Source organism: Streptococcus varani (genome assembly GCF_001375655.1).
In the GTDB taxonomy this organism is placed as follows: domain Bacteria; phylum Bacillota; class Bacilli; order Lactobacillales; family Streptococcaceae; genus Streptococcus; species Streptococcus varani.
On the sequence record NZ_CTEN01000001.1, the window covers coordinates 124,927 to 147,939 of the forward strand.

The 23,013-nt window shown below is 40.7% G+C and carries 35 protein-coding genes, 1 tRNA gene, 1 other RNA gene and 1 pseudogene; 3 read left to right on the plus strand and 35 right to left on the minus strand.

Going from position 1 to position 23,013, the window contains the following annotated elements:
• Positions 1-3: 3 nt before the first annotated feature.
• From BN1356_RS00695 to BN1356_RS00815, 28 genes and pseudogenes are all read right to left on the minus strand, one after another.
• Positions 4-1,515, minus strand: coding sequence for a phage portal protein (locus tag BN1356_RS00695; protein WP_281175813.1), 1,512 nt, complete (start codon positions 1,513-1,515; stop codon positions 4-6).
• 11 nt (positions 1,516-1,526) lie between these two features.
• Positions 1,527-2,825, minus strand: coding sequence for a PBSX family phage terminase large subunit (locus BN1356_RS00700; RefSeq protein ID WP_093649529.1), 1,299 nt, complete (start codon positions 2,823-2,825; stop codon positions 1,527-1,529).
• Positions 2,794-3,525, minus strand: coding sequence for a phage terminase small subunit (gene terS, locus BN1356_RS00705; protein ID WP_093649530.1), 732 nt, complete (start codon positions 3,523-3,525; stop codon positions 2,794-2,796). The genes BN1356_RS00700 and terS overlap by 32 nt, the downstream gene beginning before the upstream one ends.
• A 193-nt stretch (positions 3,526-3,718) precedes the next feature.
• Positions 3,719-3,791: transfer RNA gene (locus BN1356_RS00710), tRNA-Phe, on the minus strand.
• 3 nt (positions 3,792-3,794) lie between these two features.
• Positions 3,795-3,874: pseudogene (locus BN1356_RS12535) on the minus strand.
• Between the two features lie 79 nt (positions 3,875-3,953).
• A complete protein-coding gene (locus tag BN1356_RS00715; protein WP_093649531.1) occupies positions 3,954-4,358 on the minus strand; it encodes a DUF1492 domain-containing protein in 405 nt (134 codons plus the stop codon).
• A gap of 77 nt (positions 4,359-4,435) precedes the next feature.
• Positions 4,436-4,687 (minus strand): hypothetical protein, encoded by a 252-nt coding sequence (locus BN1356_RS00720; protein WP_093649532.1) that lies wholly within the window; start codon positions 4,685-4,687, stop codon positions 4,436-4,438.
• On the minus strand, positions 4,684-4,932 hold the full coding sequence (locus tag BN1356_RS00725; RefSeq protein WP_093649533.1) for a hypothetical protein: 249 nt from the start codon (positions 4,930-4,932) through the stop codon (positions 4,684-4,686). Before BN1356_RS00725 ends, BN1356_RS00720 begins: the two co-directional genes overlap by 4 nt.
• 11 nt (positions 4,933-4,943) lie before the next feature.
• The gene (locus BN1356_RS00730) at positions 4,944-5,372 is read right to left on the minus strand and encodes a DUF7448 domain-containing protein (protein WP_093649534.1); all 429 of its coding nucleotides are present in this window, start codon (positions 5,370-5,372) and stop codon (positions 4,944-4,946) included.
• Position 5,373: 1 nt separating this feature from the next.
• Positions 5,374-5,688 (minus strand): DUF1372 family protein, encoded by a 315-nt coding sequence (locus BN1356_RS00735; protein ID WP_093649535.1) that lies wholly within the window; start codon positions 5,686-5,688, stop codon positions 5,374-5,376.
• On the minus strand, positions 5,676-6,017 hold the full coding sequence (locus tag BN1356_RS00740) for a DUF1642 domain-containing protein (protein WP_093649536.1): 342 nt from the start codon (positions 6,015-6,017) through the stop codon (positions 5,676-5,678). The genes BN1356_RS00735 and BN1356_RS00740 overlap by 13 nt, the downstream gene beginning before the upstream one ends.
• Entirely contained in the window at positions 6,018-6,440 is a 423-nt protein-coding gene (locus BN1356_RS00745; RefSeq protein ID WP_093649537.1) for a RusA family crossover junction endodeoxyribonuclease, read from the minus strand.
• Complete coding sequence (locus BN1356_RS00750; protein WP_093649538.1) at positions 6,437-6,772, minus strand: hypothetical protein; 336 nt, start codon at positions 6,770-6,772, stop codon at positions 6,437-6,439. Before BN1356_RS00750 ends, BN1356_RS00745 begins: the two co-directional genes overlap by 4 nt.
• Before the next feature lie 11 nt (positions 6,773-6,783).
• Positions 6,784-7,122, minus strand: a complete 339-nt coding sequence (locus BN1356_RS00755) for a DUF7296 family protein (RefSeq protein ID WP_093649539.1) — start codon at positions 7,120-7,122, stop codon at positions 6,784-6,786.
• Positions 7,123-7,136: 14 nt separating this feature from the next.
• On the minus strand, positions 7,137-7,622 hold the full coding sequence (ssb, locus tag BN1356_RS00760) for a single-stranded DNA-binding protein (protein ID WP_093649540.1): 486 nt from the start codon (positions 7,620-7,622) through the stop codon (positions 7,137-7,139).
• A 102-nt stretch (positions 7,623-7,724) separates the two neighbouring features.
• Positions 7,725-7,904 (minus strand): hypothetical protein, encoded by a 180-nt coding sequence (locus tag BN1356_RS00765; protein ID WP_044475350.1) that lies wholly within the window; start codon positions 7,902-7,904, stop codon positions 7,725-7,727.
• On the minus strand, positions 7,894-8,220 hold the full coding sequence (locus BN1356_RS00770) for a hypothetical protein (RefSeq protein WP_093649541.1): 327 nt from the start codon (positions 8,218-8,220) through the stop codon (positions 7,894-7,896). Before BN1356_RS00770 ends, BN1356_RS00765 begins: the two co-directional genes overlap by 11 nt.
• A gap of 2 nt (positions 8,221-8,222) precedes the next feature.
• Entirely contained in the window at positions 8,223-9,251 is a 1,029-nt protein-coding gene (locus BN1356_RS00775; protein WP_093649542.1) for a DUF1351 domain-containing protein, read from the minus strand.
• Between the two features lie 13 nt (positions 9,252-9,264).
• Positions 9,265-10,107 carry a phage recombination protein Bet gene (gene bet, locus BN1356_RS00780; RefSeq protein ID WP_093649543.1) on the minus strand — a complete coding sequence of 281 codons (843 nt, stop codon included), beginning with the start codon at positions 10,105-10,107 and terminating at the stop codon, positions 9,265-9,267.
• Positions 10,104-10,289, minus strand: a complete 186-nt coding sequence (locus tag BN1356_RS00785; RefSeq protein ID WP_093649544.1) for a hypothetical protein — start codon at positions 10,287-10,289, stop codon at positions 10,104-10,106. The genes bet and BN1356_RS00785 overlap by 4 nt, the downstream gene beginning before the upstream one ends.
• A gap of 3 nt (positions 10,290-10,292) precedes the next feature.
• The gene (locus tag BN1356_RS12945) at positions 10,293-10,424 is read right to left on the minus strand and encodes a hypothetical protein (RefSeq protein WP_269206561.1); all 132 of its coding nucleotides are present in this window, start codon (positions 10,422-10,424) and stop codon (positions 10,293-10,295) included.
• 10 nt (positions 10,425-10,434) lie between these two features.
• A complete protein-coding gene (locus tag BN1356_RS12540; protein WP_093649545.1) occupies positions 10,435-10,578 on the minus strand; it encodes a hypothetical protein in 144 nt (47 codons plus the stop codon).
• Between the two features lie 9 nt (positions 10,579-10,587).
• On the minus strand, positions 10,588-10,848 hold the full coding sequence (locus tag BN1356_RS00795; protein ID WP_093649546.1) for a hypothetical protein: 261 nt from the start codon (positions 10,846-10,848) through the stop codon (positions 10,588-10,590).
• Positions 10,848-11,120 (minus strand): hypothetical protein, encoded by a 273-nt coding sequence (locus tag BN1356_RS00800; protein WP_093649547.1) that lies wholly within the window; start codon positions 11,118-11,120, stop codon positions 10,848-10,850. Before BN1356_RS00800 ends, BN1356_RS00795 begins: the two co-directional genes overlap by 1 nt.
• Before the next feature lie 232 nt (positions 11,121-11,352).
• On the minus strand, positions 11,353-11,718 hold the full coding sequence (locus tag BN1356_RS00805) for a winged helix-turn-helix domain-containing protein (RefSeq protein WP_093649548.1): 366 nt from the start codon (positions 11,716-11,718) through the stop codon (positions 11,353-11,355).
• Between the two features lie 10 nt (positions 11,719-11,728).
• Complete coding sequence (locus BN1356_RS12545) at positions 11,729-11,905, minus strand: BOW99_gp33 family protein (RefSeq protein WP_176694194.1); 177 nt, start codon at positions 11,903-11,905, stop codon at positions 11,729-11,731.
• 72 nt (positions 11,906-11,977) lie between these two features.
• Positions 11,978-12,709, minus strand: coding sequence for a phage antirepressor KilAC domain-containing protein (locus tag BN1356_RS00810; RefSeq protein WP_093649549.1), 732 nt, complete (start codon positions 12,707-12,709; stop codon positions 11,978-11,980).
• A 12-nt stretch (positions 12,710-12,721) separates the two neighbouring features.
• A complete protein-coding gene (locus BN1356_RS00815) occupies positions 12,722-12,958 on the minus strand; it encodes a DUF739 family protein (protein WP_093649550.1) in 237 nt (78 codons plus the stop codon).
• A 168-nt stretch (positions 12,959-13,126) separates the two neighbouring features.
• Between BN1356_RS00815 and BN1356_RS00820 the strand changes: the two genes are divergently transcribed.
• From BN1356_RS00820 to BN1356_RS00830, 3 genes are all read left to right on the plus strand, one after another.
• On the plus strand, positions 13,127-13,921 hold the full coding sequence (locus BN1356_RS00820) for a S24 family peptidase (RefSeq protein WP_093649551.1): 795 nt from the start codon (positions 13,127-13,129) through the stop codon (positions 13,919-13,921).
• A gap of 16 nt (positions 13,922-13,937) precedes the next feature.
• Positions 13,938-14,465, plus strand: a complete 528-nt coding sequence (locus BN1356_RS00825) for a hypothetical protein (protein WP_093649552.1) — start codon at positions 13,938-13,940, stop codon at positions 14,463-14,465.
• A gap of 144 nt (positions 14,466-14,609) precedes the next feature.
• The gene (locus BN1356_RS00830) at positions 14,610-16,064 is read left to right on the plus strand and encodes a recombinase family protein (RefSeq protein ID WP_093649553.1); all 1,455 of its coding nucleotides are present in this window, start codon (positions 14,610-14,612) and stop codon (positions 16,062-16,064) included.
• A 56-nt stretch (positions 16,065-16,120) separates the two neighbouring features.
• Here BN1356_RS00830 and BN1356_RS00835 read toward each other — a convergent pair whose 3' ends face one another.
• The 7 genes from BN1356_RS00835 to BN1356_RS00865 all read right to left on the minus strand — a co-directional run bounded on the left by BN1356_RS00835 (position 16,121) and on the right by BN1356_RS00865 (position 22,985).
• Entirely contained in the window at positions 16,121-16,492 is a 372-nt protein-coding gene (locus tag BN1356_RS00835) for a transcriptional regulator GutM (protein ID WP_093649554.1), read from the minus strand.
• Between the two features lie 66 nt (positions 16,493-16,558).
• Positions 16,559-17,806: an NAD(P)H-dependent oxidoreductase gene (locus tag BN1356_RS00840; RefSeq protein ID WP_093649555.1), complete on the minus strand. Its 1,248-nt coding sequence runs from the start codon at positions 17,804-17,806 to the stop codon at positions 16,559-16,561.
• A 596-nt stretch (positions 17,807-18,402) separates the two neighbouring features.
• Positions 18,403-19,752, minus strand: coding sequence for a glucose-6-phosphate isomerase (locus BN1356_RS00845; protein WP_093649556.1), 1,350 nt, complete (start codon positions 19,750-19,752; stop codon positions 18,403-18,405).
• A 200-nt stretch (positions 19,753-19,952) separates the two neighbouring features.
• An RNA gene (gene ffs, locus BN1356_RS00850) (signal recognition particle sRNA small type) lies at positions 19,953-20,038 on the minus strand.
• A 75-nt stretch (positions 20,039-20,113) separates the two neighbouring features.
• On the minus strand, positions 20,114-20,614 hold the full coding sequence (gene tadA, locus BN1356_RS00855) for a tRNA adenosine(34) deaminase TadA (protein ID WP_093649557.1): 501 nt from the start codon (positions 20,612-20,614) through the stop codon (positions 20,114-20,116).
• Between the two features lie 97 nt (positions 20,615-20,711).
• Positions 20,712-21,845, minus strand: coding sequence for an ABC transporter ATP-binding protein (locus BN1356_RS00860; protein ID WP_093649558.1), 1,134 nt, complete (start codon positions 21,843-21,845; stop codon positions 20,712-20,714).
• Positions 21,846-22,136: 291 nt separating this feature from the next.
• Positions 22,137-22,985 carry a helix-turn-helix domain-containing protein gene (locus tag BN1356_RS00865; protein ID WP_093649559.1) on the minus strand — a complete coding sequence of 283 codons (849 nt, stop codon included), beginning with the start codon at positions 22,983-22,985 and terminating at the stop codon, positions 22,137-22,139.
• Between the last annotated feature and the right edge of the window lie 28 nt (positions 22,986-23,013).

Here is a 23,013-nt window from a genome sequence, read left to right on the forward strand (position 1 = left end):
TAATCATTCTCCATATACTCCTACATCATCAGGACTACGCTCTCCGCTTGCCTCATCAATAGCATTACCGCTGATTTCAGCTTTAATTTTCTTGGCTTTATCAGGAGTTACGTTGAGCACTTTCTCAATGGCCATTAAATCCGTACCAAATCCAGCATTTACAACCTTAATCCAGTAGTCAAGTTCAGCATTACGGTCAGTAAAGACGCCATCATCAAGGTTAATGCTGATAGCGTCCATGTCTGGGATATTCCCCTTGTAGAGCTTATAGGATTTACCAAGCTCTAACATGGAGATAATCAGCTCTTTCAGAGACTGCTCAACTAGACTGACAATACTGTTCCTCATTTGGTAAGTGTCAGAGTTCTCAGAGACAATTTCAGTTGCTGTCTTCATGCTCTTACCATCAAAAGTAAACATACCAGCAGACACACCTATCTGCATTTCAAAAAGAGCTAGTCCCTCATTGATAGCTTTGATATAGTCATCAGAGCGGATAGGCGTTGTAAGGTCTGTGATACCTATCCCCTTGTCCATGTCGCCACTGTCAAACTGTTCATAGACATTTTGACCAGTCTCAAACTCACGCTTAACCGTTACCTTGTCTCCGTCCTGATTGTATTCAGTCTTAATCATCTGGGTAGGAACTGCCACCCTGCGTTGACCCATTTTGACCTCCCACATGAACTCATCATAGGTAGTATTCAGGAAGTCAATAGTAGTCTTAGCGTTATCAAAGATAGACAAGCCAAGCGGACTGTTAATGTCCTTATTGTTCATGCCAGGTGTCTTCAAGTAGGTAAACAGAGGACGACTGAGGCCTTTCAAGTCAGCTACTTCTTCCAACTCCTCATAGAGTTCTGATAAAGGCACTCTAGCACCTACAATGTTCTGATTATCAGACTTGTAGAGCTCATTAGTTACCGTGTACTTGTCATCTTTGCCCCATTCATGCAACTCAATAAGCGTATAATACTTCTGCTTATTTCCCTCTGACTTGATTGTTTTAGTGATAATAGCAGCACTAGACACATCTTGAGTGTTAGACTGGAGAGGTAGAAAGACAGGGGCTTGAATAAACGCCACTCTTACCTTGTCCTTATCGACATAAGGCCTCATAGCTAAACCACCAAGAGCTAGACAACTCTCAAGATAACGCTCAAAGTTCTTGATAAAGCGGTCATTTTGTAGCTGGTCCTGAATAAATTCATTAGCTTTCTCATCATCTACCTTGATTTCAGCTTGCTCATTAAATACCAGGCTTGCAATCTTCTTAGAGGCTGTTCTGCCAATCGGTAAATGGTTAAAATCTCGCTTTTGTTTAGTTCCGTTGCTGTCTCTGTACTCAATTTGTGGATAACGCCCTGCAAAATACTTGAGGTTTTCCCTGATACGGTCATACTCTCTGCTAGACACCGCTATTTTAGGGTGGTCAGTAATGTTTGTTAAGTTTTGTGTGGTCATCACATACTTACTCCTTTGAAATAAATTCTTGATAGTCTGTACTATTCCCATTGTTAGCTCCTTTAGGCTTTCAAATCTAGCTCCCTAGCATTGTCTAAGACAAAATACTTGAACTCATCTACCGTGTGGTCATCTTCCTTGATAACTTTAGGGTCATCAGAGTTAATAGTCTTGTCATCATAGCGGTACATCTTGTGCTCCTCAACAAATACCTTATTAGCAGGAATGTCAAGGTAGTAAAAGCGCCCCTCTGCTAGCAAACTGATAACCATGTCAATCATAGTCTGGTTTTTCTTTTTGGCTACTGGGTGCCAGCGTTCGCCATAATCTTTGAAATACTGGTTACGTAGAGCACCCTCGGCACTATCAATAGTCATCTTGAGCTTAGGTACTCTGTAAGTCTTCATGACCTCGTCTATAAAGTCGTGTATCATCACAGAAAGTTCACTAGGTGCCTTTTTGATGGTCTTACCAGCCGGGCTATAGTAGAACGTATCAAGCAAGATAACATTACCCTTAGCAGTCAAACCATAAGCCCCGCAGGCCGTTGCTGACTGCTGGTGTCCAGTATCTAGAGCAAATGATATACCGATAAGCCTATCGTCCTCAGGGAGGCTCTGTAGTGGCTTAAAGTAGTTCATGTTATAAACATGATTACCAAGACCTATAACCTCTCCTAGATACATCCAGCGATAATAGTCAGGGTCAGTTTCCTTGTACCGTTCTATCTTTTCTTTCATCTGCTTAGACAAAAAACCTAACTTGTCATCAAGATAGGTGCTGTGATGTATCAGATAGGTTGGGTCACTTGATTTCTCGGCTACCCACTCATTTATCCAGTCATAAGGATTCCGTGGTGGGTTGTACGTGAAATAGACCTTGACCTCTTTACCATTAGGCAACTCTTGACGGATAAAGGTATCCTCAACTATATCAATGTCCTCACGGCCTGCAAACTCTGCCAGCTCCTCAAACCATACAGACATGACATAGCCCTTGGCTATCTTCTGTGATTTGAGTTTCATTGGGTCATCAACACCGTAGAAGTAAAAGGCTGTACCTGTCTTTTTGTGAGTGATTTGTAGAGGAGACTTACCAAACTTGAACTGATTGGCCAGCCCCATCTCATAAATTGCCCACCGTATCTGTTCATAGACAGACATTCTCAGATACTTACCGACTTTCCGCAAGACAACCACATTACCTAAGGGGTCACTGATAAAGTCATTGACTAGGTCAATAGACACCACAGAGGACTTAGTAGAGGCACGGCCACCCTTTAGCACTACATGGCTCTTGAGCGTGTATAGGACTTCATCAAATACTGGGTTAATCAACTTTGCTAGGTTCAGTATCGCCATTGTACTCACTCCTATCAAATGTAAATCCAGTAATAACTGTGTCATCTTCATCATCAGAACCAAGCTGTGCCTTGAGGTTATCAATTCTCAGGCGTTGCTCCTCTGTGACAAGTGGTGAGCGTGTCAGCTCATCATAGGTCTTAATCATGCTTTTAAGCTCTGACTGTGCCCTTGCTATTGCAGCAAGGGCTTTCCCTTGTTTATCCCATGCCGTATGATGTTCATAGCCTGTACCAGCTTTGCCTGTACTAGTAACAAAGGTATCGCTATCCTCCACATCTTGGACAAATAAAATACGCTGAGCATGCAATAAATTAGCATAGGTCAGTGTGATATTTTCCCAGAGTATGTCTATTGGCTGTTTGTCTGATAGCTCCTGTGCTATCTCATACACCTCCTGTGGCAGATACTTAGCAAACAAACCATGTTTTAGGGCGTTAGTGTTTCCCTTAGGGGCTCCGTGCCCTAGAGCGTTCTTACTGCCCTTTGGAGCACCCCTTGGATTTTTGGAGCGTTCCGTATTTTTCTTTTGGAACGTTCCTTTTATTTTAAGTTCCCATTTGTCTTTACTTTTCCAACCTCGGACAGTGCCAGCTGAAACACCCAAACGCTCAGCAATCTCAACCAGTTCAATGTTTCCATTGTTCTCTGAATAGATTTCAAATGCTTTGTCTCGGTTGGGGTCTCTTGCTCTACCCAAGCCTAAACCTCCTGCTGTTTATTTGTTTTGAAATATAAAAAAGCCACTCATTGAGTGACTGTATGCGGTAAGTGGGTGCCTCCCCCACCAGAGCCTTATATAGCGCTACTTTATCTCTGTCCTACAGGTTAATCAGCCTAAATCTAATTACCGCCCTGTACCTCTATTGTGATAGCTACTCACAGAGATACAATGGGAACAGCTGGAATTGAACCAGCGACCTCCTAGGCTTCAACTAGGCGCTCTACCAACTGAGCTATATTCCCTTAAAGAGAGGGGAGGACTCGAACCTCCAAGGCTTTACGCCCCCTGATTTCAGGTAACCATCTACCAATTCTGAGACCTCTCTCTTCAATTCTTGATACTACCATTCTATCAGACTTTAAGAACCGTGCTGTTCCAAAAAGTCCCAAACGCTCCCTATGAAATCAGATGACTTCCTCTAAGGCTGAGACAGCCTCATTTTTTAACCTATAATAGGTTGTACGGCTCATCTTCAAATCATAACAAACACTATCAGCAGTGCCTTTATTGATGTAGGTCATTCTTAATACTGCCCTATGTTTCGGATTTTTCAGCTTGTTAATCAATCTACCAAGTTCAAGTTTCCTGTTAATAACTTCATTGGTGTCTTGTTCAATCGCTTCTTTCATGACAATCAACTGAGTATAGACATCATCAACTTGTCTAGCTTGACCGCCCTGGACCTTGTCAGTCTTCCATTTGGGGCTTGAGAGCAAACCTGCCTCGAGCTCATTGATTTCATCTATACGGCTTTGAATGTCCATATCAAGATTTTGTAGCTCATTCAAGAGCTCTTTAGCCTTGTTCACTCTCTGTCTCCTTTATGGTATAATAGTCTTTGTGATATAACTATTAGCTGAGGCAGAGAGCGCCTTGGCTTTTTTGTTTAGTAGCGGTTCAGAATACTTACTACTTCATCAAATGCCATAGACACTCTGATTGTCTTTTCCTCATAAGAGAAGAATGGTCCAGGTATCTTTAGAAGTAAACGTGTTGTATAGCTGTTCTCTCTCTGTATTCCCTCAATGCTTTCAACCATTTTTTTACAGAGTGCAACTGAACCAAGTTTCACAAATCTTGGCATTTCTTTTTTTACAATTCTTATTTTTCCAGTGTAAGGTCTTCTCCTAGGTCTCATTTTTTCAACCCCAATCTTTTATTATCTAGCATATAGCCCTCTATGGTAATTTCCTCAGGGCTATCAGTCCAGTTTTTCATAATTTCAACCTGACTAATGATAGAGGTAATGATGTAAGCTTTACCTCTCCTATCTTTTACTGTTGTAATGGATACTTGCTCCTTTTTTCTTTGCCACTCCAGACTCTCATCATAAGCTTTAGAGAAAGCCCTAGTAAACATCTTTTTACGTTGGCGTTTGTTCATTTACCCTCCCTCTAAGCCTCAGCTACTGGAAAGTGGATTTCCCCGATAACAAGAGAGGCAACGCTATAATAATAGCCACCATTTCCGTCATTAGCCTCACATTCAGCTAGGGCTATTGGGTTCTGGTTATGATAAATGGTAACCGTGTTCTGACAAGTCGTGCCGTCCCCATTGTCAAATTTGTTAGGTTCTCCAAATTTAACATCAGTGATGACAGCGTCCAACTGGACATTTTTGAACTCTCCTCCTGCATGGGCACAGCAATCACTCTCAGACATTTTGATAGCGACCTTTGTACCATCTTCAAGCAGTAGATGGTCTTTGTCCCACTCTGTAATACGCTTATGTAGCAACAACTCTTTTAGTTCCTCAAGAGAACCATAGCGTCCATTTTCCCAATCAGGTTCATAATAATCAGGTAGTTCAATAGTTCTAGTCATATCAATTTCCTCTTTTCTTCAAATAGTCAGGGATTGGGTCACCAACCTTGATAGCCTCGTACTGCTCTTTTGTGACCAAAAACTTACCGTAGGCGTGGGCTGTGACCGTGTAGCGTCCCTCTATGATTTCCTTGTCTGTGATAGTCCCCACCATTACACCGCCTGCGTTATCGACGGTGTAGAGGAGGACGGGCTGAACTTCGCTTTTAGCTTGTTTGTAGCCTGATTGGTACATCAGATAGCTATATCCAATCCAGGCAACCATCACAATTAGCAAGCTAGCGGCAAACTTTACACCGTCTTTTATAAATTCCATTTCATGACCTCCAACTCATAGCCTTCTAACCAAGCACGAGATACCAATTCCTCCTTTGAATGAACTTCTTCCTCGTTTGTTTCAAACCATTCCCCCACATCATCTGGCATTTCATAGCTAGGATGATTTGAAAGACATTCTGATAACCCCTTTTCATATTCTTTGCAAAACTCAACCCATTCTGCCACAAACTTCGGTATTATGACTTTCGATGGTTCAGTAAGTTCAGAAACAGCATTCAGAACAGCTCTTTTTGATATTGGTTCATCAACAAATGGCTCATACTCCCCCATGCCTTCAATTCGCTTGGTCAATTCGGTCTTATTCATTCACTCCTCCATTCTTTCAATAAACACCTCAATCCGTGGATTTAGACTATAAAACTTGCCCACCGTATGCAGGGCAATCTGTCCGTCATCTTGGAAGACAATACCGCTCATGCTGTCGTATAGGGCTTTTTCATAGTTGTCAATATCAGGTTTCTTGCCAACTGGGATAGTCTCAACCTTCAAGGCCGCCTGATTTTTCTTAGGCTTAGAAACGTACTGGGGCGGTTGAATGTAAAACCTCACATTTGCCCTCAGCGGTCCCTCAAGCGTGGCCTGACCCATGTACTGATTAGCAATGAGTAGCCTACACTGGTTGCGCCAGGCTTTCATATCCTTATCTTCGTAGGTTGTGGTAAAACTTCCACGCCTTGCGAACCTTGGGCGTGACTGTGGTTTTGGTTCGATATTCAGGACTAACTTCATAGAAGCACCCCAAGGAAACCAAGTTCCTCAAATAAATTCTTTTTGTTTTCCTCAAGGAACTCAAATAGGATTTTAATCTCTTGAACATCTTTAGCAAACTCTTTAGCTGCATAAGAGCTATAAAGAACAAGGTCATCAGACTGTTTTGCTTCCAGTACTAGTTTGTATTCTGGTTCAAATAAATCACCATTTTCATCTAGTGAAAGCTGTCTGTCTTGCTTCACAAATTCAGCCTTTAGGTTAAAAATGGAACTACCAACAATCTCAATGCTTTTCTCTGCTTTACTTGTAACTACTGTAAAAGCTGTTTTAAGTATTGCTGTTTTCTTCATATTGTTTCTCTTTATAAATATCCATACATCCCATACATAAGCCAAGGTATTTTTTTCTTTGTCCCATCTGACAGATAAAGAATAGCCTCATTGTAATATCTGTGTTGTTTTAGTCGTTCAGCAACAATGCTATCAACCTCTACATTTTCATAAGTTTCATCAACACCACACCAACGCTTACCACAACACGGGCAATAATCTGTATATTCGGATTTCTGTTCAATGATTTCATCAAATTTAACATCTGCTTGTTCTTCGTTTTCAGCCTCTATGATGATATGTATTCCTACATTTTCATCTTCTACAAAGTAACCTTCTGAATTATTTTGTCTGTAAACATAAAACGTCATAATATTGTCCTTTCTTAAAACGGCAAATCATCATCTGAGATGTCCATAGAGGTTGAGTTTCCAAATGGAGAGTTGTAACCTCCTGATGAACCACCTGCAAACTCAGACTGTGGAGAACCGCCAGGATAAAAATTACCACCTTGTGAGCCGTTCTGAGTGTTATTGGACTGTCCTTGCTGACTGCCACGGCTTTCTAACAAAGTCACGCTATCAGCTACAACCTCAGTCACATATCGACACTGACCGTCTTTCTCGTAGCTCCTTACCTGGATACGTCCAGTAAGACCAATGAGCGACCCTTTGCCACAATATTCAGCAATGATGTCAGCCGTACCACGCCAAGCCTGAAAGTTGATAAAGTCAGCCTCACGTTCTCCGTTTTGGTTCTTGAAATTGCGATTGACGGCAAGAGTGCCCTGTAATGCTGAGACATTGCTAGGGGTCTTGCGTAGGTCAGGAGCTGCTGTCAGTCTTCCAACCAGCACAACGTTGTTAATCATTCTTTTTATCCTTTCTAGCCTCACGCTCGCCTAGTAGGAACCCCAGGCATAGCCATAAGAAAGTCCAACCTGCTAATAAAATAAATTCAAAAATTACCATTTTTAGTCCCTTTCAATCGTGACATTAAAATCTATGTCATTTAGTTTTATGGGTAGAATTATCCCGCCTTTATTGCTGTCACTATGTAACTCAAGCAAAGCCATCATGACCTGTTTACCAATCTGTAATTGTGTTCCCATCAATGCCTGCTCATTACTGATTTCAATTTCATTAGTTGCCATTTTCCCCTCCTGGATTTTGCCACCAATCAAGCAGGTCTTCCTGATAGTCGTTTAAGTATTGTTCAAATATTTCAAATTGATGGATAGCCCATTTCAAGCGGTACATATCTTCCCCACTTCTTGAGCAGTAGCCACTTACCTTGAATATTGGTGCAATGTCACCCACAACATGAGTAGTCAGGTCATCTATATTGACCACTTCCTCTGTTTGAAAATCAAAATCTAAAATGAACTCATCCCCCAAATTGTGGATAACCTGCAACCGTTGACCGTCTGAATAGATAGCCACGCTGTCTGAAACTTGTCTAATTTCCATAGTTACCACCCACATTGCTCATTGAGTTCAGCCTGAGTCAATGGCTCTATACGCTGATAACCGCTGACCTGATAATTTTTCTTGAAATCAAAGCCAAGCTGGCTTAGACCTTCCTTGAAACGGTCTTTTTCTGCCGTGTTTTCAAGATAGACCTCAAGGGTCATTTTTTGAGTGTATTTTTTAGGCTCATTTTTATCACCTCTGAGCGTTTCGGGATTGTTTTGGGATAATTGCCCACCATCCAAAATCTCGCCCGTTTCTGGGTCAAAATTTTGGGTCTCCGTTGATTTCTGAGCCTGTTCCTGTTCTTTAGCTCGCTGAGCTGCCAAAAGTCGCTCTCTTTCTTCTTCAGCTTGTCGTGCTTTTTGCTGTTCCTGCTCAAAACGATAGTCTGATAAAATCTGTTGCAACACATCAGTCAAAGACATAGACTGCAACATGCGAATATAAGGCTGGTCAGTCATGCCGTACTCAGCACACTGGCCTGAAATAGCTGCCTTGGCCTTTTCGTACTCCTGTTGTTTTTGGTACTCAAATGTAACCATGTCATCAAGGCTCTTCATGGTGATTTTCTTGAGTGTCACGCCATCTGCCATGAAATTCCCTGCTTTAATGTACTCAAGAGCCTTTTCATCAAAGATACGAGGGTCAATCATATACTCAGAGGCCTTGTTAGCAAGATATCCCTTGACAGTATCAATCCTAAGAGCTTTCTGATGGTCTTCAAACTCTTTGACATCAGCTGCAATCTTGGCGATTGTGTCATCAAGTGGCTTACTTGCCTGTTTGATATATCCATCAATTTCATCTGCTGGCTTTGAGAGTTCCTTTTTGACTTTGATACGCTCATCAGATAACTGTTTCTTGAGTTTGCGTAAATCAGCTAGAACTTGCTTATCTTCCTTGATGGTTGCGGCTGTGACTGTATAATTTTGGTATTTTGCCACAACCTCATTGATATTCTGCTCAAATTTCTCACGGTCAATAATTTCAACTTGTGCCTGTGTTACTTTTACCTGTAATTCTTGCATGATTTCCTCCTGGTTAGTAATCTAATAACTCGCCTTGGACTGCTTCCTCTGATGGTTCTTCTCCAAAGCTAGGAATTTCATCAGCTGGATAGTCATTGACAACCGTATCAGTCTTTTCAGCCAATTTATGCTGTTCAGCTTTTGCCTCTTGTAGTCTGCGTGCTACGACATCCTCACGGCTTTCTTGTGGTGTGACATCTTTAGGGCTGTTGTCCAACTGAATTTCATCTGCTTCATAAGATGAGCCAAGTTCTGCTGGAAAAGCTTCACGGTAAGCAGATACTAGGGCAACTTTTCTGATCATGACACAGGGCATTGTGTCCCAGTTATTCTCACCTATTGGCTTGCCGTATGTATTCATCACAGGGTAAGTAATATCTTTCCCTTGCTGGGTCAATTCCTTAATCCTTGCACGGATTTTAGAATTGTCATACTCTTCAAAAGACACCTCTGTTTCTGTTGGATAAGTTCGGTCTTTACGGTAAACCCTAGCCCAACCTCCTAAGATTTCAGCACCTTTAGGGATAAAGGCTCCTTTTGAATATTTAATTTCACCGTCCATCAGATAGATTACGCCTGCCTCTTTTCCGTCAAATTGTGGGTGACTATCTGCTTTCTTTTCAAAAGCTGATTTGGCAGTAACTACCTGAGCTGGCTGATTGCCATACTTGATAAAATAAATTTCTTTGGTAAATGGATTGAGATTTTGGGCTTTAGCTTGAGCTATAAAATAGGCAAGCTCCTCGTCACTAGCTTTTCCTTGTGGGTCAAGATACTTTCTGATAATACCGCTATTAAGTAGCTGAGGGTTGGTTAAAAAATCGCCTTTTGCCTCTACAATTTGATTATTAGTCATGTTCTTCTCCTTTTGGTCTTTCTTAAATTGAAATTTTCACGCTTTAAGCGTCTGTTTTCTTGTTTCAAGGAAAGTATCAAGTCCTGTTGTTCGTTGATAATCTCGCCCAATACTTCGCAGGTTTCTAGCCGTTCTCTGGCCATTTCCCTATTCAATTCATATTGTTCACGATAATAGCTCATAAACTAGTTATCTCCTACATAAATCCATTGACCGCCTCTAAATACCCATTCATCAGGGTCATGTTCTTCTCTTGGCTCCTCAGGCTGCAAGTAATCACGGTCATAGTCAAAGGTGCCAAATAGTCCTCTGTCCATGTTGCACCTCCTAAGCTGCATACTTTCTACCAAGCTCTCTGACAAGTCTGATATATCCAACCCTATCAACTAAGCCTGTATCAAGTAACTTTTCTTTTTCTCCTATTGTGGCACGTTGCCAGACTAGAGTTTCACGTTGTCTGAGTTTACTCATAGTGACCTCCTAACCTGCTTGGCTCTCATAGACATCAATTAGACGCTTTTGAGTTGCTACAGTATCAGCATAGCGTCTACGTTCACGGCCAAGCTCCATATTCTGCTCAGAGAGTTCTTGTAGCAATGAACGCTGTTTCTTGATGATTTCCCTAAGCTCACGGTTCTCAGCTTGTAGCGCTCTAACCTCAATTAGATTGTTAGCTGGTTCTTGTGGTCCAGCCACCTCATACTCATCTAGTCCTAAAAATGATTTCAATTTGTCTAGCATTATTCTTCCTCCTCACTGTCTTCCTCAAATGATGTCAGGTTTTCCTTAATAGCTTTCTTAGGGTCTGCCCCGTCTAGCACATCTTCAATAACATGAGAGAGTTTGTGCATGATGTTCATCATCTCCTCAAGTGTTCCATTTTTATCAGGGACACCTAAAACCTTGATAGTAAACATGCCAAACATTGAGATAGCGTGTAGCTCCTCTTGTAGCTTTTCAATACGCTCAATCTTCTTCTGTTGGTCTGAGATAATTCTGTCTTTATCAATCATGATTTTTTACCTGTGGATAACTTTAGTTATCCCTTTCTTTATTCTATAAGTATTAGTTTGTTTTAATTTAGTATTTATTACTAAGTTAGTGCCGTAAGGCTTAGATTATTGTAAGTTAGTACTTGTTGTATAGTTAGTATTTATTAGACGGCAATTTTTAACATGGCAATTTTTAACATGGCAATTTTTAACATGGCAATTTTTAACATGGCAAAATCTTCCAGGTGTAAAATCATTCTTCTAAAATACCTGTGGATAATTCTTCAATTAACTTATTTTTCAAATAAGTTTTGTAGCTATCTGTCATAGGAGTATCAGAAAAGAACCTTTTAAACTCTGTCCCATTACCTCTACCATGACTAATTCTTACTGAAAGCAAATATCCGCTTCTCTCAAGTATTTTGAAATGTCTGTCTACTGTCCGCCTACTGATATTCAAGCGCCTTGCAATTTCCTCAGGATACACGACCCAGTCAGGTTTATTGGTCAATATTACTGTTAAAATCCCAATCGTAGCAGGCTCAAGTGACTTATCTTGCGTAAAAGCGTTATTTATAGATGTGTAATTTTCGTGAGTATTCCTGATTATATACTGCATACCTCATATACTATGCTCCTTTCCGTAGTTCCTGCTTGTGCATTCCTAGAATAATGTCATAATAAGCGTGACCGGCAGGAATGACATAGCCCTCTGTTTCAAACTCCACCCATTGCTCCACACCGTCCACAATTACCTTGCGTAGGTTAGTAATTTTGGGTGTCCATTTCTTTTTTTCTGTTTTCATGGTAAAATTTCCTTATAATCTTTTTGATTTGTCCCTCAATGGAATTGCCGTTCCAGAGGGGCTTTTTTATTCTCAACTTGGTAGATACTCCTGATTGAGAAATTTGTTGATAAAATACTGCTGGCCTTTGCCAGTGACCTTAGTTGTTGTATTGACTGTGGTGTGACCGTCGGCATGGTTGATATTTGTCTTTTTCAACTCAAACAGACCTAGCTGCATGCTTTTCTGTGTCGGTTGGTTCCAAGACTCTCCACGGCGACTAATTAAGTAACCATTAGAGCGTAACCACTGAAAGAGTTTGTTTTGACCAATATCAATCCCATTCTGTTTCAGAATTTTAGCCAGTTCACCAATCAGACAAGATGACTTACTAGCGCTCACAGCGTCTGCAAACAGCACCTTAGGACGGTCAGCCTCAATCTGTGCCTCTAGCTTATGGACTTTCTTATCTGCCATGAGTAAGGCTCTTGCCATGATTTTCTCAGGGCTGTTGTAGTCTTTCTCAATTTGGATAAAGTAGGCTCTGACTTCTTGACCTTTTTCAGTCTTGGACATCATGGCTAGATGTTTGGCCGTGTCTAGGGTCAGAGCAAAGTCGTCTAAGTATTGGACATTGCCATTACCACCCTTAACGGGTGTACCTCCAGGTACGCCTGTAAAGTCATAGCCCTCTACAAAACCCTTGATATTTTGCTCAAACCAAGCACTAAACCTCTTTTTGATGTCTAATGTTTGGTAAAGCTGTCTAGCTGAGACAATAGGCTCATGGTTTTCATTCAGTGTTACGTTGATAAGTTCATTCATTGTATCTCCTTTCTAAATCAATGGTTCATGAACATGAACTTTAGGTGTAAAAAAATATTCATGCAACTGGCTCACATCAATATCTAGCAACTCTGAGGCCTTTGCCATCTCAAAGTCTTTCCAAGGTACTCTATTGTTCAACTTTAGTGATATAGAGCGTTCGGATAACTCCATTGCTAAGGCAAAATTGTACTGAGTTCCATACTTCTCAACAATCTTTCCGGCAAGTTTTGAATAATCGTTACTCATAACATTCTCCTTTCTTGTTCATTTTCCATGAACTATTTTACAAAACACATTCTATCACGTTGCATGAACCTCGTCAATAGAAAAATTCATTTTTTATGAACTTTCTCTTGAACTTTTGTTCAAGATGGTTTATAATAGCCTTAGAAAACAACTAAAGGAGGAGGTTACATGAGGACTAGCAACCCATCTGAACGGTTAAAACAACTCATGTCCGAGAGGAACCTAAAACAAGTTGAGATACTTGAAAAGTCTTTACCCTATCAAAAAGAATTAGGGATAAAAATGGGGAAAAGCACTCTTTCACAATATGTCAACGGTGTGCAATCCCCAGACCAGCACAGAATTTACTTACTTTCAAAAACACTTGAGGTTAGTGAACCCTGGCTTATGGGGTATGATGTAGATATAAACCGTGTTCCTGATAACAAGCGTGGGTTTGATACTACTGATGATATAGTCTCAATTTACGAAAAACTTGAACAAGATAGGCGATTGACAGTGCTTGATTTTGCCAAGGAACAACTTGAGGAACAAGAGAGCAATAAGATTACATCTATCTTTGATAAATTCAAAGATGTTGATAACTACATCACTGATTATGTTGAGGGCTTAGTGGCTGCTGGTCATGGTATTTTCCAAGAGGATAACTTGCACATGGAGGTTAAACTCCGTGCTGATGATGTACCTGAGAAGTATGACACCATTGCAAAAGTGGCAGGTGACTCAATGGAACCACTCATAGAGGACAATGACCTACTCTTTATCAAGGTGACTAGTCAGGTTGACATCAACGATATTGGAATTTTTCAAGTGAACGGCAAGAACTTTGTTAAAAAGCTCAAACGAGACTATAATGGTGCTTGGTACTTGCAGAGTCTCAACAACAGCTATGAAGAAATTTATCTCACAGAAGATGATGAAATTCGTACTATTGGTGAGGTTGTAGAAATTTATAAGGTCTAAAAATAAGGAGGACATCATGAAAAAATTGAAATTGTTTCTAGTGGGCTTTTTAGCCCTTGCTGCCCTTGGCTTTGTCTTGCAGGCTCTAGGCCTAGCACCTAAGACAGAAACGCCTGAGACACCTAAGGTGGCCGTTCAGAGTTCGACAACTGAGGCAAAGAAAGAAACCTCAGAAACCACTGAGGCTAGTTCTAAAGCTGATGATGAATTGCCAAGGGTTACAGCTGACCAAATGACTAGCTTTATTGATTACCTAAAGCAAGACCTAACTGATAAAGGCGTAGACATTGCTACCTACACTTTTTACAATAAGGACACTATCCTTTATGTGACCGTACCAAATGAGTATAAGTACTATGATAAAACTGACCTACAAGCCTTTGCTGATGGCTTGAAAGAAAAAGAACATGAGGCCTTTAACGTTTGGGCTGCAATTAACGGTGTAGACTTTAATTCCTACCCTATGCTACACATCAAAACAGATGACGGTGACTCCCTTGTTTCTCAAAAGATGAACGGTGACATGGAAGTCAAAGTAAAATAAAACAAAAAAAGCCCCATGCTCAGAAGTTTGGCGACCGAGAGCATGAGGCAAGCTGCAAGAACTACATTCAAAATCTGCTGAATTTGAATGCTTTTCTTGTACCCATTTTATCATTTTTTTATAAAATTTGAAAGAGGTACTACTATGATTACAACAAATAAGGTAGCCATTTATGTCCGTGTATCGACCACAAACCAAGCTGAGGAGGGCTACTCCATTGAGGAACAGAAAGATAAGTTGACTAGCTACTGCCACATCAAAGACTGGAGCATTTACAACATCTATACAGACGGTGGCTTTTCGGGGTCAAATACTGAGCGCCCCGCTTTGGAAAAACTCATCAAAGACGCTAAAAAGAAGAAATTTGATACCGTACTAGTCTATAAGCTAGACCGCCTGAGCCGTAGCCAAAAAGACACGCTCTACTTAATTGAGGATATTTTTTTAGAAAACAAAATAGACTTTGTCAGCCTACTTGAGAATTTTGACACCTCTACGCCCTTTGGCAAGGCTATGGTGGGTATTTTATCCGTATTCGCTCAGTTGGAGCGTGAACAAATTAAGGAACGTATGCAACTAGGTAAGCTAGGCCGTGCCAAGTCAGGAAAATCTATGATGTGGGCAAAAACATCATACGGTTATGACTACCACAAGGAAACAGGTACAGTGACTGTCAATCCTTGGCAATCAATTATTATAGCAGATATTTTTGATTGGTATCTATCAGGAAAATCTATCACCAAAATTAGAGACGCTCTGAATGATATGTACGGTGAGGACAATGGAGGTAAAGTGTGGAATTACAGAGCTGTCAGAATGATTTTAGCTAACCCTGTATATTGTGGCTATAATCAATACAAAGGAGAAATTTACAAAGGCAATCATGAGCCTATTATCTCTGAGGAAGTTTTTAATAAAACTCAAGAAGAACTCAAAATAAGACAACAATTAGCGGCTGAATACTCCAACCCTAGACCTTTTCAAGCCAAATACATGTTATCAGGCATTGCCCAATGTGGTTACTGCTACGCTCCTCTAAAAATAATAATGGGCATGGTCAGAAAAGACGGCACTAGATATATCCGATATGAATGTTACCAGAGACACCCAAGAAAGACTAAAGGGGTTACGGTATATAATAACAACGAAAAATGCCACTCAGGAGCCTATGAAAAAGATGAGGTAGAGGAATATGTACTGAATGAAATCAGTAAATTACAGAATGATACTAACTACCTAGATGAACTGTTTTCCAACCCTGAGACAGAAAGCATTGACCGTGACAGCTATCAAAAACAGATAGATGAATTGACTAAGAAACTTAGTAGATTAAATGACCTATATATAGATGACCGTATCACGCTTGAGGAGCTACAAAAGAAGTCTGCTGAGTTCACTACAATCAGAGCCTTTCTTGAGGCTGAACTAGAAAACGACCCAACGCTAAAAGTAGATAAGCAAAAAGAAAACATGAGGCAAACACTAGCCACTGATGACATTATAGGACTGGACTACGAACAGCAAAAGACGATAGTCAGAGCCTTAATCAACAAGGTACAGGTCACGGCTGAGGACATTGCCATCAAGTGGAAGATATAAAGAATTTTACTATCCTACATTTCGACAACTGTAAATTCCTTCATTCATTCCTCCATTCATGCGTATTTTTCTACCAGAATTTCAACTGCTTTTCTTCTTGCACCAGCCTTACTATCGTCCATATTGGATGATAACCCCTTATCTAAAACTTGTCCAACCAACTGGCTGTAAGGTTTAAATTTTGAAAAAATTGTCATTCCATTGAGATAGTAAGCCTCTACAATGACTTTATCTTTGTCATAGATAAGGGCTACTATACTTGAAAAAAATCTTGACTTAACAACTTCTGATACCAACTGATAGTCGTTAGTATTTTGGTATTTTCTGACCAAGCTAGCCATAAATTTTTGATAATGCTGTATCTGATAAATAGTCAAGACTAGCTGGAACAAGATGACTACAGTTAAAACAATTGCTAAATTTGCCATTCTTAATCCTCCCTGTAAAACGGGATTTACCTATCTTCCATTTATTCCTATTAAGATAAAAAGACCTTAACCAAATGTTTCATCCTGAAGTTTCCGAAGTTTGTAGACGGTAGTTGTTTCATCTAGCTGGATATCATCTAAGGTTAGGAAACTTCCGTTAGCAATATCACGTTTGGCAAAAGAGTTACCACCCACCAATCCGATTGGTACATTATTATTCTTTCGCATATCTGCATGGGTTTCAATCACACCACGAACACAGTAACCGCCAATTCCGTCAATAGGTTCTCCAGCCTTGATATCACGTTTGGCAACTGCAACAGTTTCGGAGACTGGTGCTCCAAGTGGAACGATGGCATGATCATGTTCTAAAACCGCACGAGCGATGGTTAGAGGTGTCTCCAAGCTAGCTAGATGGAATGGTCTAAAAAGAAGGTGATGATCCTTATCTCCTTTTTTCATCAAGTAATTCAACTCATGGGTAACTCCTTCGTTTTGTCCTTTAACGATAACAAAGACACCAGGAGCCAGACCGTCAACATACTCCACAACACCGTATTGATTAAGGACACCACCTTCTGATGTTAAACGTAAGTCTTCAACAGTTGAATCAAGGTCTCCAGCAATACCATGCATACCTGCAAGGTCTGGAATAAACCCAATAGCATTAGAAAGCAGGTTCATCTCTGCCATGGTCTTTGTCCCGTCTTGGAAGGCGGCTAACATATGAGCTGACATCTTTTTAGTAGCTGCTTCTTCCGCACAGGTATCTGGATTAGCTTCGATTTTGAGTTTGTTGTTTTTACCTTTACCAGCCACTAGTACTTCCATACCCATAGATTTAGCAAATTCGAAGAGTTGGGTTGTAACAGCAGGTTCATCTCCATCTGATCCCGTGTAAACCAATCCAGCAGCATCATACATTTTCTTCATCAAAGGGCCTATGGTAATATCCACTTCAACATTGAGTAGAACCAAATGTTTTTTAGCGATTAATGTTTCTAAGGAGATTTTTGCCCCAACTTCTGGAACACCTGTCGCATCAACGATGATTTCCACATCATCTGAGTGAATGACCTCCTTGAAATCAGTTGTCACTTGAATGTCTAGTTTCTTTTCAGCGGAAGCATTATAGGCTTCCGCAGCTCGCTTAGCATTCACCATATTGATATCGCTAATCGCTCGAACTTCCATACCTGGAATAGTAGAGATTTGGGCAATCATGCCCGTTCCCATTTGTCCAGCTCCAATAACCCCCACTTTAATTGGGTTATCTGCAGACTGACGTTCCAACAATTTTCCGTATAAAGTCATAAACGGCCTCCTTGTGTCATTTGATAATTGAATTGTCGTTTGTTTATATCTGAATTGTAAACCCTTTCTTGTCATTTGTCAATAGAAATATCAAATGTTTTTTAAATTATTTTTTTCACAATATTTTGACAAAAAAGCCTTGTTTCATAGATTTTGACACAAAACTTCTGATAAGTTTCACAAATGAAATCAGCTTAGAACTTTTAAATTTTTACATTATAATTGGATACATAAAAATAGGCTGGGCAAAAAGTCCAGACCTCTTTAATAATGTTTGGCATATGATCAAGACGCAGTAGTATAATGGAGATTCACTCGCTTTTTTAAAGCTTGAACTATCCTACTAGGCCTTGCGGGGGTGGGAGTGAAAGAGCCTGGGGAGAAGCTCTTCAGCCCGAGCCTAGAAATTGGGACGTGAGGGGGACTATTTTTGCAATTGTCGTGTTCTGGCCCACTCCATCAGAAGACGGACGAAGGCACTCGAAATGGATAAAACTGTTCTCTATTTCTCTATTACAAAAAAAAGATTGAAGAACCTGTCCTCTTGGACTTTTTCTTCAATCTTGATCCCTTTAGGGAGTTTTTTTATCTTTATTTTACAAACGTGCGTTCAACTCAGCTGCCAAGTCTTCAAAGCCTGGTTTGCCGAGGAGGGCAAACATGTTTTTCTTGTAGGCTTCAACACCTGGTTGGTCAAATGGGTTAACGCCATTGAGGTAACCTGATGCAGCGATGGCCAACTCGAAGAAGTAGATCACGTTACCAAGTGTAAACTCATCTTGTGCAGGAAGCGTCACAAACATGTTTGGTACGCCACCATCAGTGTGGGCCAAGAGTACACCATCAGTGGCTTTCTTGTTCACGAAATCAACATCTTTACCTTCCAAGTAGCCAAGACCGTCTAGATCTTCAGCCATTTCAGGAATCAGAACATTTTTTCTTGGTTTGTCTACACGAACAACCGTTTCAAAGAGATCACGACGACCTTCTTGGATGATTTGTCCGATAGAGTGCAAGTCAGTTGAGAAGTTTGCAGATGTTGGGTAGATTCCCTTGTTGTCTTTTCCTTCTGACTCACCAGCCAATTGTTTCCACCACTCTGAGAAGTATTGAAGAGATGGCTCATAGTTGGCCAAGATTTCCGTCATATAGCCTTTTCTGTAAAGGATATTACGGATGACTGCGTATTGGTAAGATTCATTTTCAGAAATTTTGTTTGATGAGTAAGCTTCGTGAGCTGCTGCAGCACCGGCCATGAGTTGGTCGATGTCTGCACCTGAAGCTGCGATTGGCAAAAGACCTACGGCTGTCAAAACAGTAAAACGTCCACCAACGCTATCTGGAACAACAAAGGTTTCCCAGCCATTTGCATCAGCTTCCACTTTCACAGCACCGCGAACTTTATCCGTTGTCGCGTAGATGCGGTTGTTAGCTTCTTCGACACCATATTTTTTAATCAAAGCTTCCTTGAAGACGCGGAAAGCAATCGCTGGTTCAGTGGTTGTACCTGACTTAGAGATAACATTGACAGAGAAATCTTTGTCAGAAACGTATTCCAAAAGATCGGCTAAGTAGGTTGAAGAAATGGAATTTCCCGCATAGAGGATTTGTGGTGCTTTACGCTTGTCCTTGCTCTCCAAGTTGACAAATGAAGAGTTCAAGAAATCGATGGCTGCTTTGGCACCAAGGTAGGAACCTCCGATACCGATAACCACCAAAACATCGCTGTCAGATTTAATTTTTTCCGCAGCTTCTTTGATACGAGCAAATTCTTCTTTATCATAATCTTGTGGAAGGTCAAGCCAGCCTAGCATTTCTGCTCCAGCTCCAGTTCTATTGCGCAAGTCCGCATCCACTGCTGTGATTTGGCTTTGCATGTACTCCAATTCATGTTCTTGTACGTATTGTCCTAATAGTTTTGAATAATCAAATTTAATATGTGCCATTCTAAGCCTCCGTTTTTCAGTATACATCCTATGATAACGCTTTAGTCCATTTTTTTCAAGTACTTTGTTACCCATTGCACATTTTCAAAAATTTTTCATAGTTTTCACGTTTTTTCACAATAAGTTAAATTCTTCTTTTCAGCTAGAACTAGATCAAAATCCCTAACACAATATGCATTTCTAGAATCACTTTTACTGGTATAGAAAAAGAGCACACACTCAACTTCGCTTAGGGCTGCTGGATTCCTCCTCTGACCCGCTTCACGCATGAATGTTGCTCCGAAGATTATTATACCATAAATTTATGACGCTGGAAAGTTCTAAATCTACTTTTTCAAAAAATTGGTCTCATCGCTCCTTCTTATGTGGCTTTTGCTAGGCGTTTTGCCTCTTTTTTACGCTCTCGACCTTGCTTAAAAAAGTCTTGCATAATGGCCGCACATTCCTCTTGCAAAAGACCCTTTTCAACTTCTACCCGATGATTGAGGCGCTCGTCTGTCAGGATATCGTATAGGCTACCCGCCCCGCCAAATTTTTGGTTGGCTGCTCCGTAGATGATCCTAGGAATACGGGCCAAGCCGATGGCACCACTACACATGACGCAGGGTTCGATAGTCACAAAAAGTGTAGCATCGAGGAGGCGCCAGTTCCCTTCATGAGCGTTGGCTTCATTGATAGCCATGATTTCAGCGTGCATGATGGCTTGATTGAGCTCTTCACGAGCGTTGTGCCCTCGTCCGATGATTTGGCCATCTTTTACGATGACACAACCAATCGGAATCTCTTCCTTAGCCAAGGATTTCTCCGCCTCCTTGATCGCTTCTCTCATAAAATAGTCTTTTTCTTCAACTGTAAATTCCATAAAAACATTATAGCATAAAAGAAAGGAGATCCCTCCACAGACCAAGCTGTTTTGAAAAAGAAAACGACCACTTGGTTTCCCTAGTGGTCGAAAAGGATTATCGAATCGCTTGTTTAGACTCTTTGTCAAAGAAATGTCCTTTCCCGACATTGAACGTCAAGGTTACTTCTTCACCTGGATGGTGGAAGTCACGTGCGTCTACACGAGAAACAAATTCCGTCTGGCCTGTCTTCACGTAGAGCATGGTTTCAGAGCCGAGTAACTCAGCTACCAAAACTTCTGCTTGGATGGTCGCATTTGGATAGGTGTCGTGAACAATTTGGTTGCTAGAGATATCTTCTGGTCGGATACCGAAAGTTACTTCTTTTCCGATATAACCTTTTGCTTCCAACATCTTTGCTTGACCCTCTGGCAAAGCAATGACAAAGCCATCTGTGCTAACTAGGCAGTCTTTTTCAACTTTTACATTGAAGAAGTTCATAGCTGGGCTTCCGATAAAGCCGGCAACGAATTTGTTAGCTGGTGTATTGTAGAGCTCTTGCGGTGTACCAATTTGTTCGATACGCCCAATTGTCCCTGAACCATCTGGATTCTTAGTAGAAGACATGATGACGATGCGGTCTGCAAGGGTCATGGCTTCTGTTTGGTCATGGGTTACATAGATAGTAGTTGAACCGATACGACGGTGAATTTTGGCAATCTCTGTACGCATGGATACACGCAATTTAGCATCCAAGTTTGACAAAGGTTCATCCATCAAGAATACTTTCGCATCACGGACAATAGCACGTCCCATGGCAACACGTTGGCGTTGTCCACCAGAAAGGTCAGCTGGTTTCCGCTGTAAAAATTCAGTCAAACCAAGAATTTCAGCTGCTTCTTTCACGCGTTGGTCAATATCAGCCTTGGCATACTTACGTAATTTCAGACCAAAAGCCATATTGTCATACACAGTCATATGTGGATAGAGGGCATAGTTTTGGAAAACCATAGCGATATCACGATCTTTTGGTGCCTTGTCATTCACCACTTCACCGTCAATCTTCAATTCACCTTCAGTGATATCTTCCAAACCAGAAACCATACGAAGAGTTGTTGATTTACCACATCCTGAAGGACCTACGAATACGATAAATTCCTTGTCCTTGATATCCAAATCAAAATCCTCTACTGCGTAGTGAGTTGCATTTGGATATTTTTTAAAAATGTGGCTTAAGTTCAATTCAACCATTGATGTTCTCCCTTTTCGTTTTTATATTTCTAGTATAACAGAGAAAGCGATTTCATAATATGGACAAGATAAACAGAATTTGTGGGCATATTGACTAAAAAAACGGTCTGGGAGACCCTTTTTTCACGAGCTTAAAAACCAAAGAAGCGAGTCAGGTCTGACAGTCCGTTTTCCATGAGCGTGAAAATCCAAAAGTGAAATCTCTTTGAGAAACTATTTCAGCTACTTTTCTTATGACCGTTTTTCACGAGCTTGAAAAATTAAAAGTAAGTTAGATTAATAATCCCAAATTTAACTATTTAGCGTCAATAAATGACAGAAAGCTAAGTCGTCTAGATTTTTTAAGTTCAGGCCTGATAAACTTTGGAATTTATCCAGTTTATATTGAAGAGAATTTCGGTGCATAAAAAGTTTCTGGGCAGTTTGCACCAGATTCCCCTGTGATTGCCACATGGTGCCAATAATATCGGTTATATCCTTGGTATCGTCCATCAATTGCTGAATTCTAAGAGGAATAACTCCCATATCTAGATTTCGTGAGAAGGCCCAAAGAATCATTTGAGCAAAGGAAATAATCTGTTCATCCCCCTTGTAACGAACAAAGTCAGAAAAGACTTGGTTTTCACTGTCAAAAATCTGGCGTAAATCATCATTTTGCAACTTGGCCCAAACATTGCCAAAAAAGATGGTCAACTTGAGTCCAAAGTCACTCTCCACCGTTGGTAGAAGATCCTGTAGCAGTTCCACAGTTTCCAATCCCTGCTCCTGATTTAAAACCAAAACTGTACGGGTCGAGCTAACTTGCAGCACTTTAACCAAATTAGGCAAGAGCTCATGGAAAAGTTCCAACAAGTCAGAAGACAGACGATGGGCATGTTCCACATAAATCAACTGCACGGTTTCCATTTTAAGCGGTACTTGCCCTTTTTTCTGAAGCAAATACTGATACCAAGAATCTTCAGCATCTTGCATCCTTTCTGATATAGGCTGACCTAGCTCAAGTAAGGCTAGTTCACGTGGACTTAAATGGTCTGGTGAGAAATGAAAAAATTGATGCTCTACTGCAATAGTAAGCCAACCTGGCCCCATACTCGCCTGATCATTGATGACGGCTTCTGGAAATAATTCTCGTAAATTCATGCATTTGCTCCCCTTCTATCTGATTAAA

Coding starts and splice junctions, on each gene's coding strand:
- BN1356_RS00695 (WP_281175813.1), bottom strand. CDS start 1,515: ATGGGAATAGTACAGACTATCAAGAATTTATTTCAAAGGAGTAAGTAT.
- BN1356_RS00700 (WP_093649529.1), bottom strand. CDS start 2,825: ATGGCGATACTGAACCTAGCAAAGTTGATTAACCCAGTATTTGATGAA.
- BN1356_RS00720 (WP_093649532.1), bottom strand. CDS start 4,687: ATGAGACCTAGGAGAAGACCTTACACTGGAAAAATAAGAATTGTAAAA.
- BN1356_RS00725 (WP_093649533.1), bottom strand. CDS start 4,932: ATGAACAAACGCCAACGTAAAAAGATGTTTACTAGGGCTTTCTCTAAA.
- BN1356_RS00730 (WP_093649534.1), bottom strand. CDS start 5,372: ATGACTAGAACTATTGAACTACCTGATTATTATGAACCTGATTGGGAA.
- BN1356_RS00735 (WP_093649535.1), bottom strand. CDS start 5,688: ATGGAATTTATAAAAGACGGTGTAAAGTTTGCCGCTAGCTTGCTAATT.
- BN1356_RS00740 (WP_093649536.1), bottom strand. CDS start 6,017: ATGAATAAGACCGAATTGACCAAGCGAATTGAAGGCATGGGGGAGTAT.
- BN1356_RS00745 (WP_093649537.1), bottom strand. CDS start 6,440: ATGAAGTTAGTCCTGAATATCGAACCAAAACCACAGTCACGCCCAAGG.
- BN1356_RS00750 (WP_093649538.1), bottom strand. CDS start 6,772: ATGAAGAAAACAGCAATACTTAAAACAGCTTTTACAGTAGTTACAAGT.
- BN1356_RS00755 (WP_093649539.1), bottom strand. CDS start 7,122: ATGACGTTTTATGTTTACAGACAAAATAATTCAGAAGGTTACTTTGTA.
- ssb (WP_093649540.1), bottom strand. CDS start 7,622: ATGATTAACAACGTTGTGCTGGTTGGAAGACTGACAGCAGCTCCTGAC.
- BN1356_RS00765 (WP_044475350.1), bottom strand. CDS start 7,904: ATGGCAACTAATGAAATTGAAATCAGTAATGAGCAGGCATTGATGGGA.
- BN1356_RS00770 (WP_093649541.1), bottom strand. CDS start 8,220: ATGGAAATTAGACAAGTTTCAGACAGCGTGGCTATCTATTCAGACGGT.
- BN1356_RS00775 (WP_093649542.1), bottom strand. CDS start 9,251: ATGCAAGAATTACAGGTAAAAGTAACACAGGCACAAGTTGAAATTATT.
- bet (WP_093649543.1), bottom strand. CDS start 10,107: ATGACTAATAATCAAATTGTAGAGGCAAAAGGCGATTTTTTAACCAAC.
- BN1356_RS00785 (WP_093649544.1), bottom strand. CDS start 10,289: ATGAGCTATTATCGTGAACAATATGAATTGAATAGGGAAATGGCCAGA.
- BN1356_RS12945 (WP_269206561.1), bottom strand. CDS start 10,424: ATGGACAGAGGACTATTTGGCACCTTTGACTATGACCGTGATTACTTG.
- BN1356_RS12540 (WP_093649545.1), bottom strand. CDS start 10,578: ATGAGTAAACTCAGACAACGTGAAACTCTAGTCTGGCAACGTGCCACA.
- BN1356_RS00795 (WP_093649546.1), bottom strand. CDS start 10,848: ATGCTAGACAAATTGAAATCATTTTTAGGACTAGATGAGTATGAGGTG.
- BN1356_RS00800 (WP_093649547.1), bottom strand. CDS start 11,120: ATGATTGATAAAGACAGAATTATCTCAGACCAACAGAAGAAGATTGAG.
- BN1356_RS00805 (WP_093649548.1), bottom strand. CDS start 11,718: ATGCAGTATATAATCAGGAATACTCACGAAAATTACACATCTATAAAT.
- BN1356_RS12545 (WP_176694194.1), bottom strand. CDS start 11,905: ATGAAAACAGAAAAAAAGAAATGGACACCCAAAATTACTAACCTACGC.
- BN1356_RS00810 (WP_093649549.1), bottom strand. CDS start 12,709: ATGAATGAACTTATCAACGTAACACTGAATGAAAACCATGAGCCTATT.
- BN1356_RS00815 (WP_093649550.1), bottom strand. CDS start 12,958: ATGAGTAACGATTATTCAAAACTTGCCGGAAAGATTGTTGAGAAGTAT.
- BN1356_RS00820 (WP_093649551.1), top strand. CDS start 13,127: ATGAGGACTAGCAACCCATCTGAACGGTTAAAACAACTCATGTCCGAG.
- BN1356_RS00825 (WP_093649552.1), top strand. CDS start 13,938: ATGAAAAAATTGAAATTGTTTCTAGTGGGCTTTTTAGCCCTTGCTGCC.
- BN1356_RS00830 (WP_093649553.1), top strand. CDS start 14,610: ATGATTACAACAAATAAGGTAGCCATTTATGTCCGTGTATCGACCACA.
- BN1356_RS00835 (WP_093649554.1), bottom strand. CDS start 16,492: ATGGCAAATTTAGCAATTGTTTTAACTGTAGTCATCTTGTTCCAGCTA.
- BN1356_RS00840 (WP_093649555.1), bottom strand. CDS start 17,806: ATGACTTTATACGGAAAATTGTTGGAACGTCAGTCTGCAGATAACCCA.
- BN1356_RS00845 (WP_093649556.1), bottom strand. CDS start 19,752: ATGGCACATATTAAATTTGATTATTCAAAACTATTAGGACAATACGTA.
- tadA (WP_093649557.1), bottom strand. CDS start 20,614: ATGGAATTTACAGTTGAAGAAAAAGACTATTTTATGAGAGAAGCGATC.
- BN1356_RS00860 (WP_093649558.1), bottom strand. CDS start 21,845: ATGGTTGAATTGAACTTAAGCCACATTTTTAAAAAATATCCAAATGCA.
- BN1356_RS00865 (WP_093649559.1), bottom strand. CDS start 22,985: ATGAATTTACGAGAATTATTTCCAGAAGCCGTCATCAATGATCAGGCG.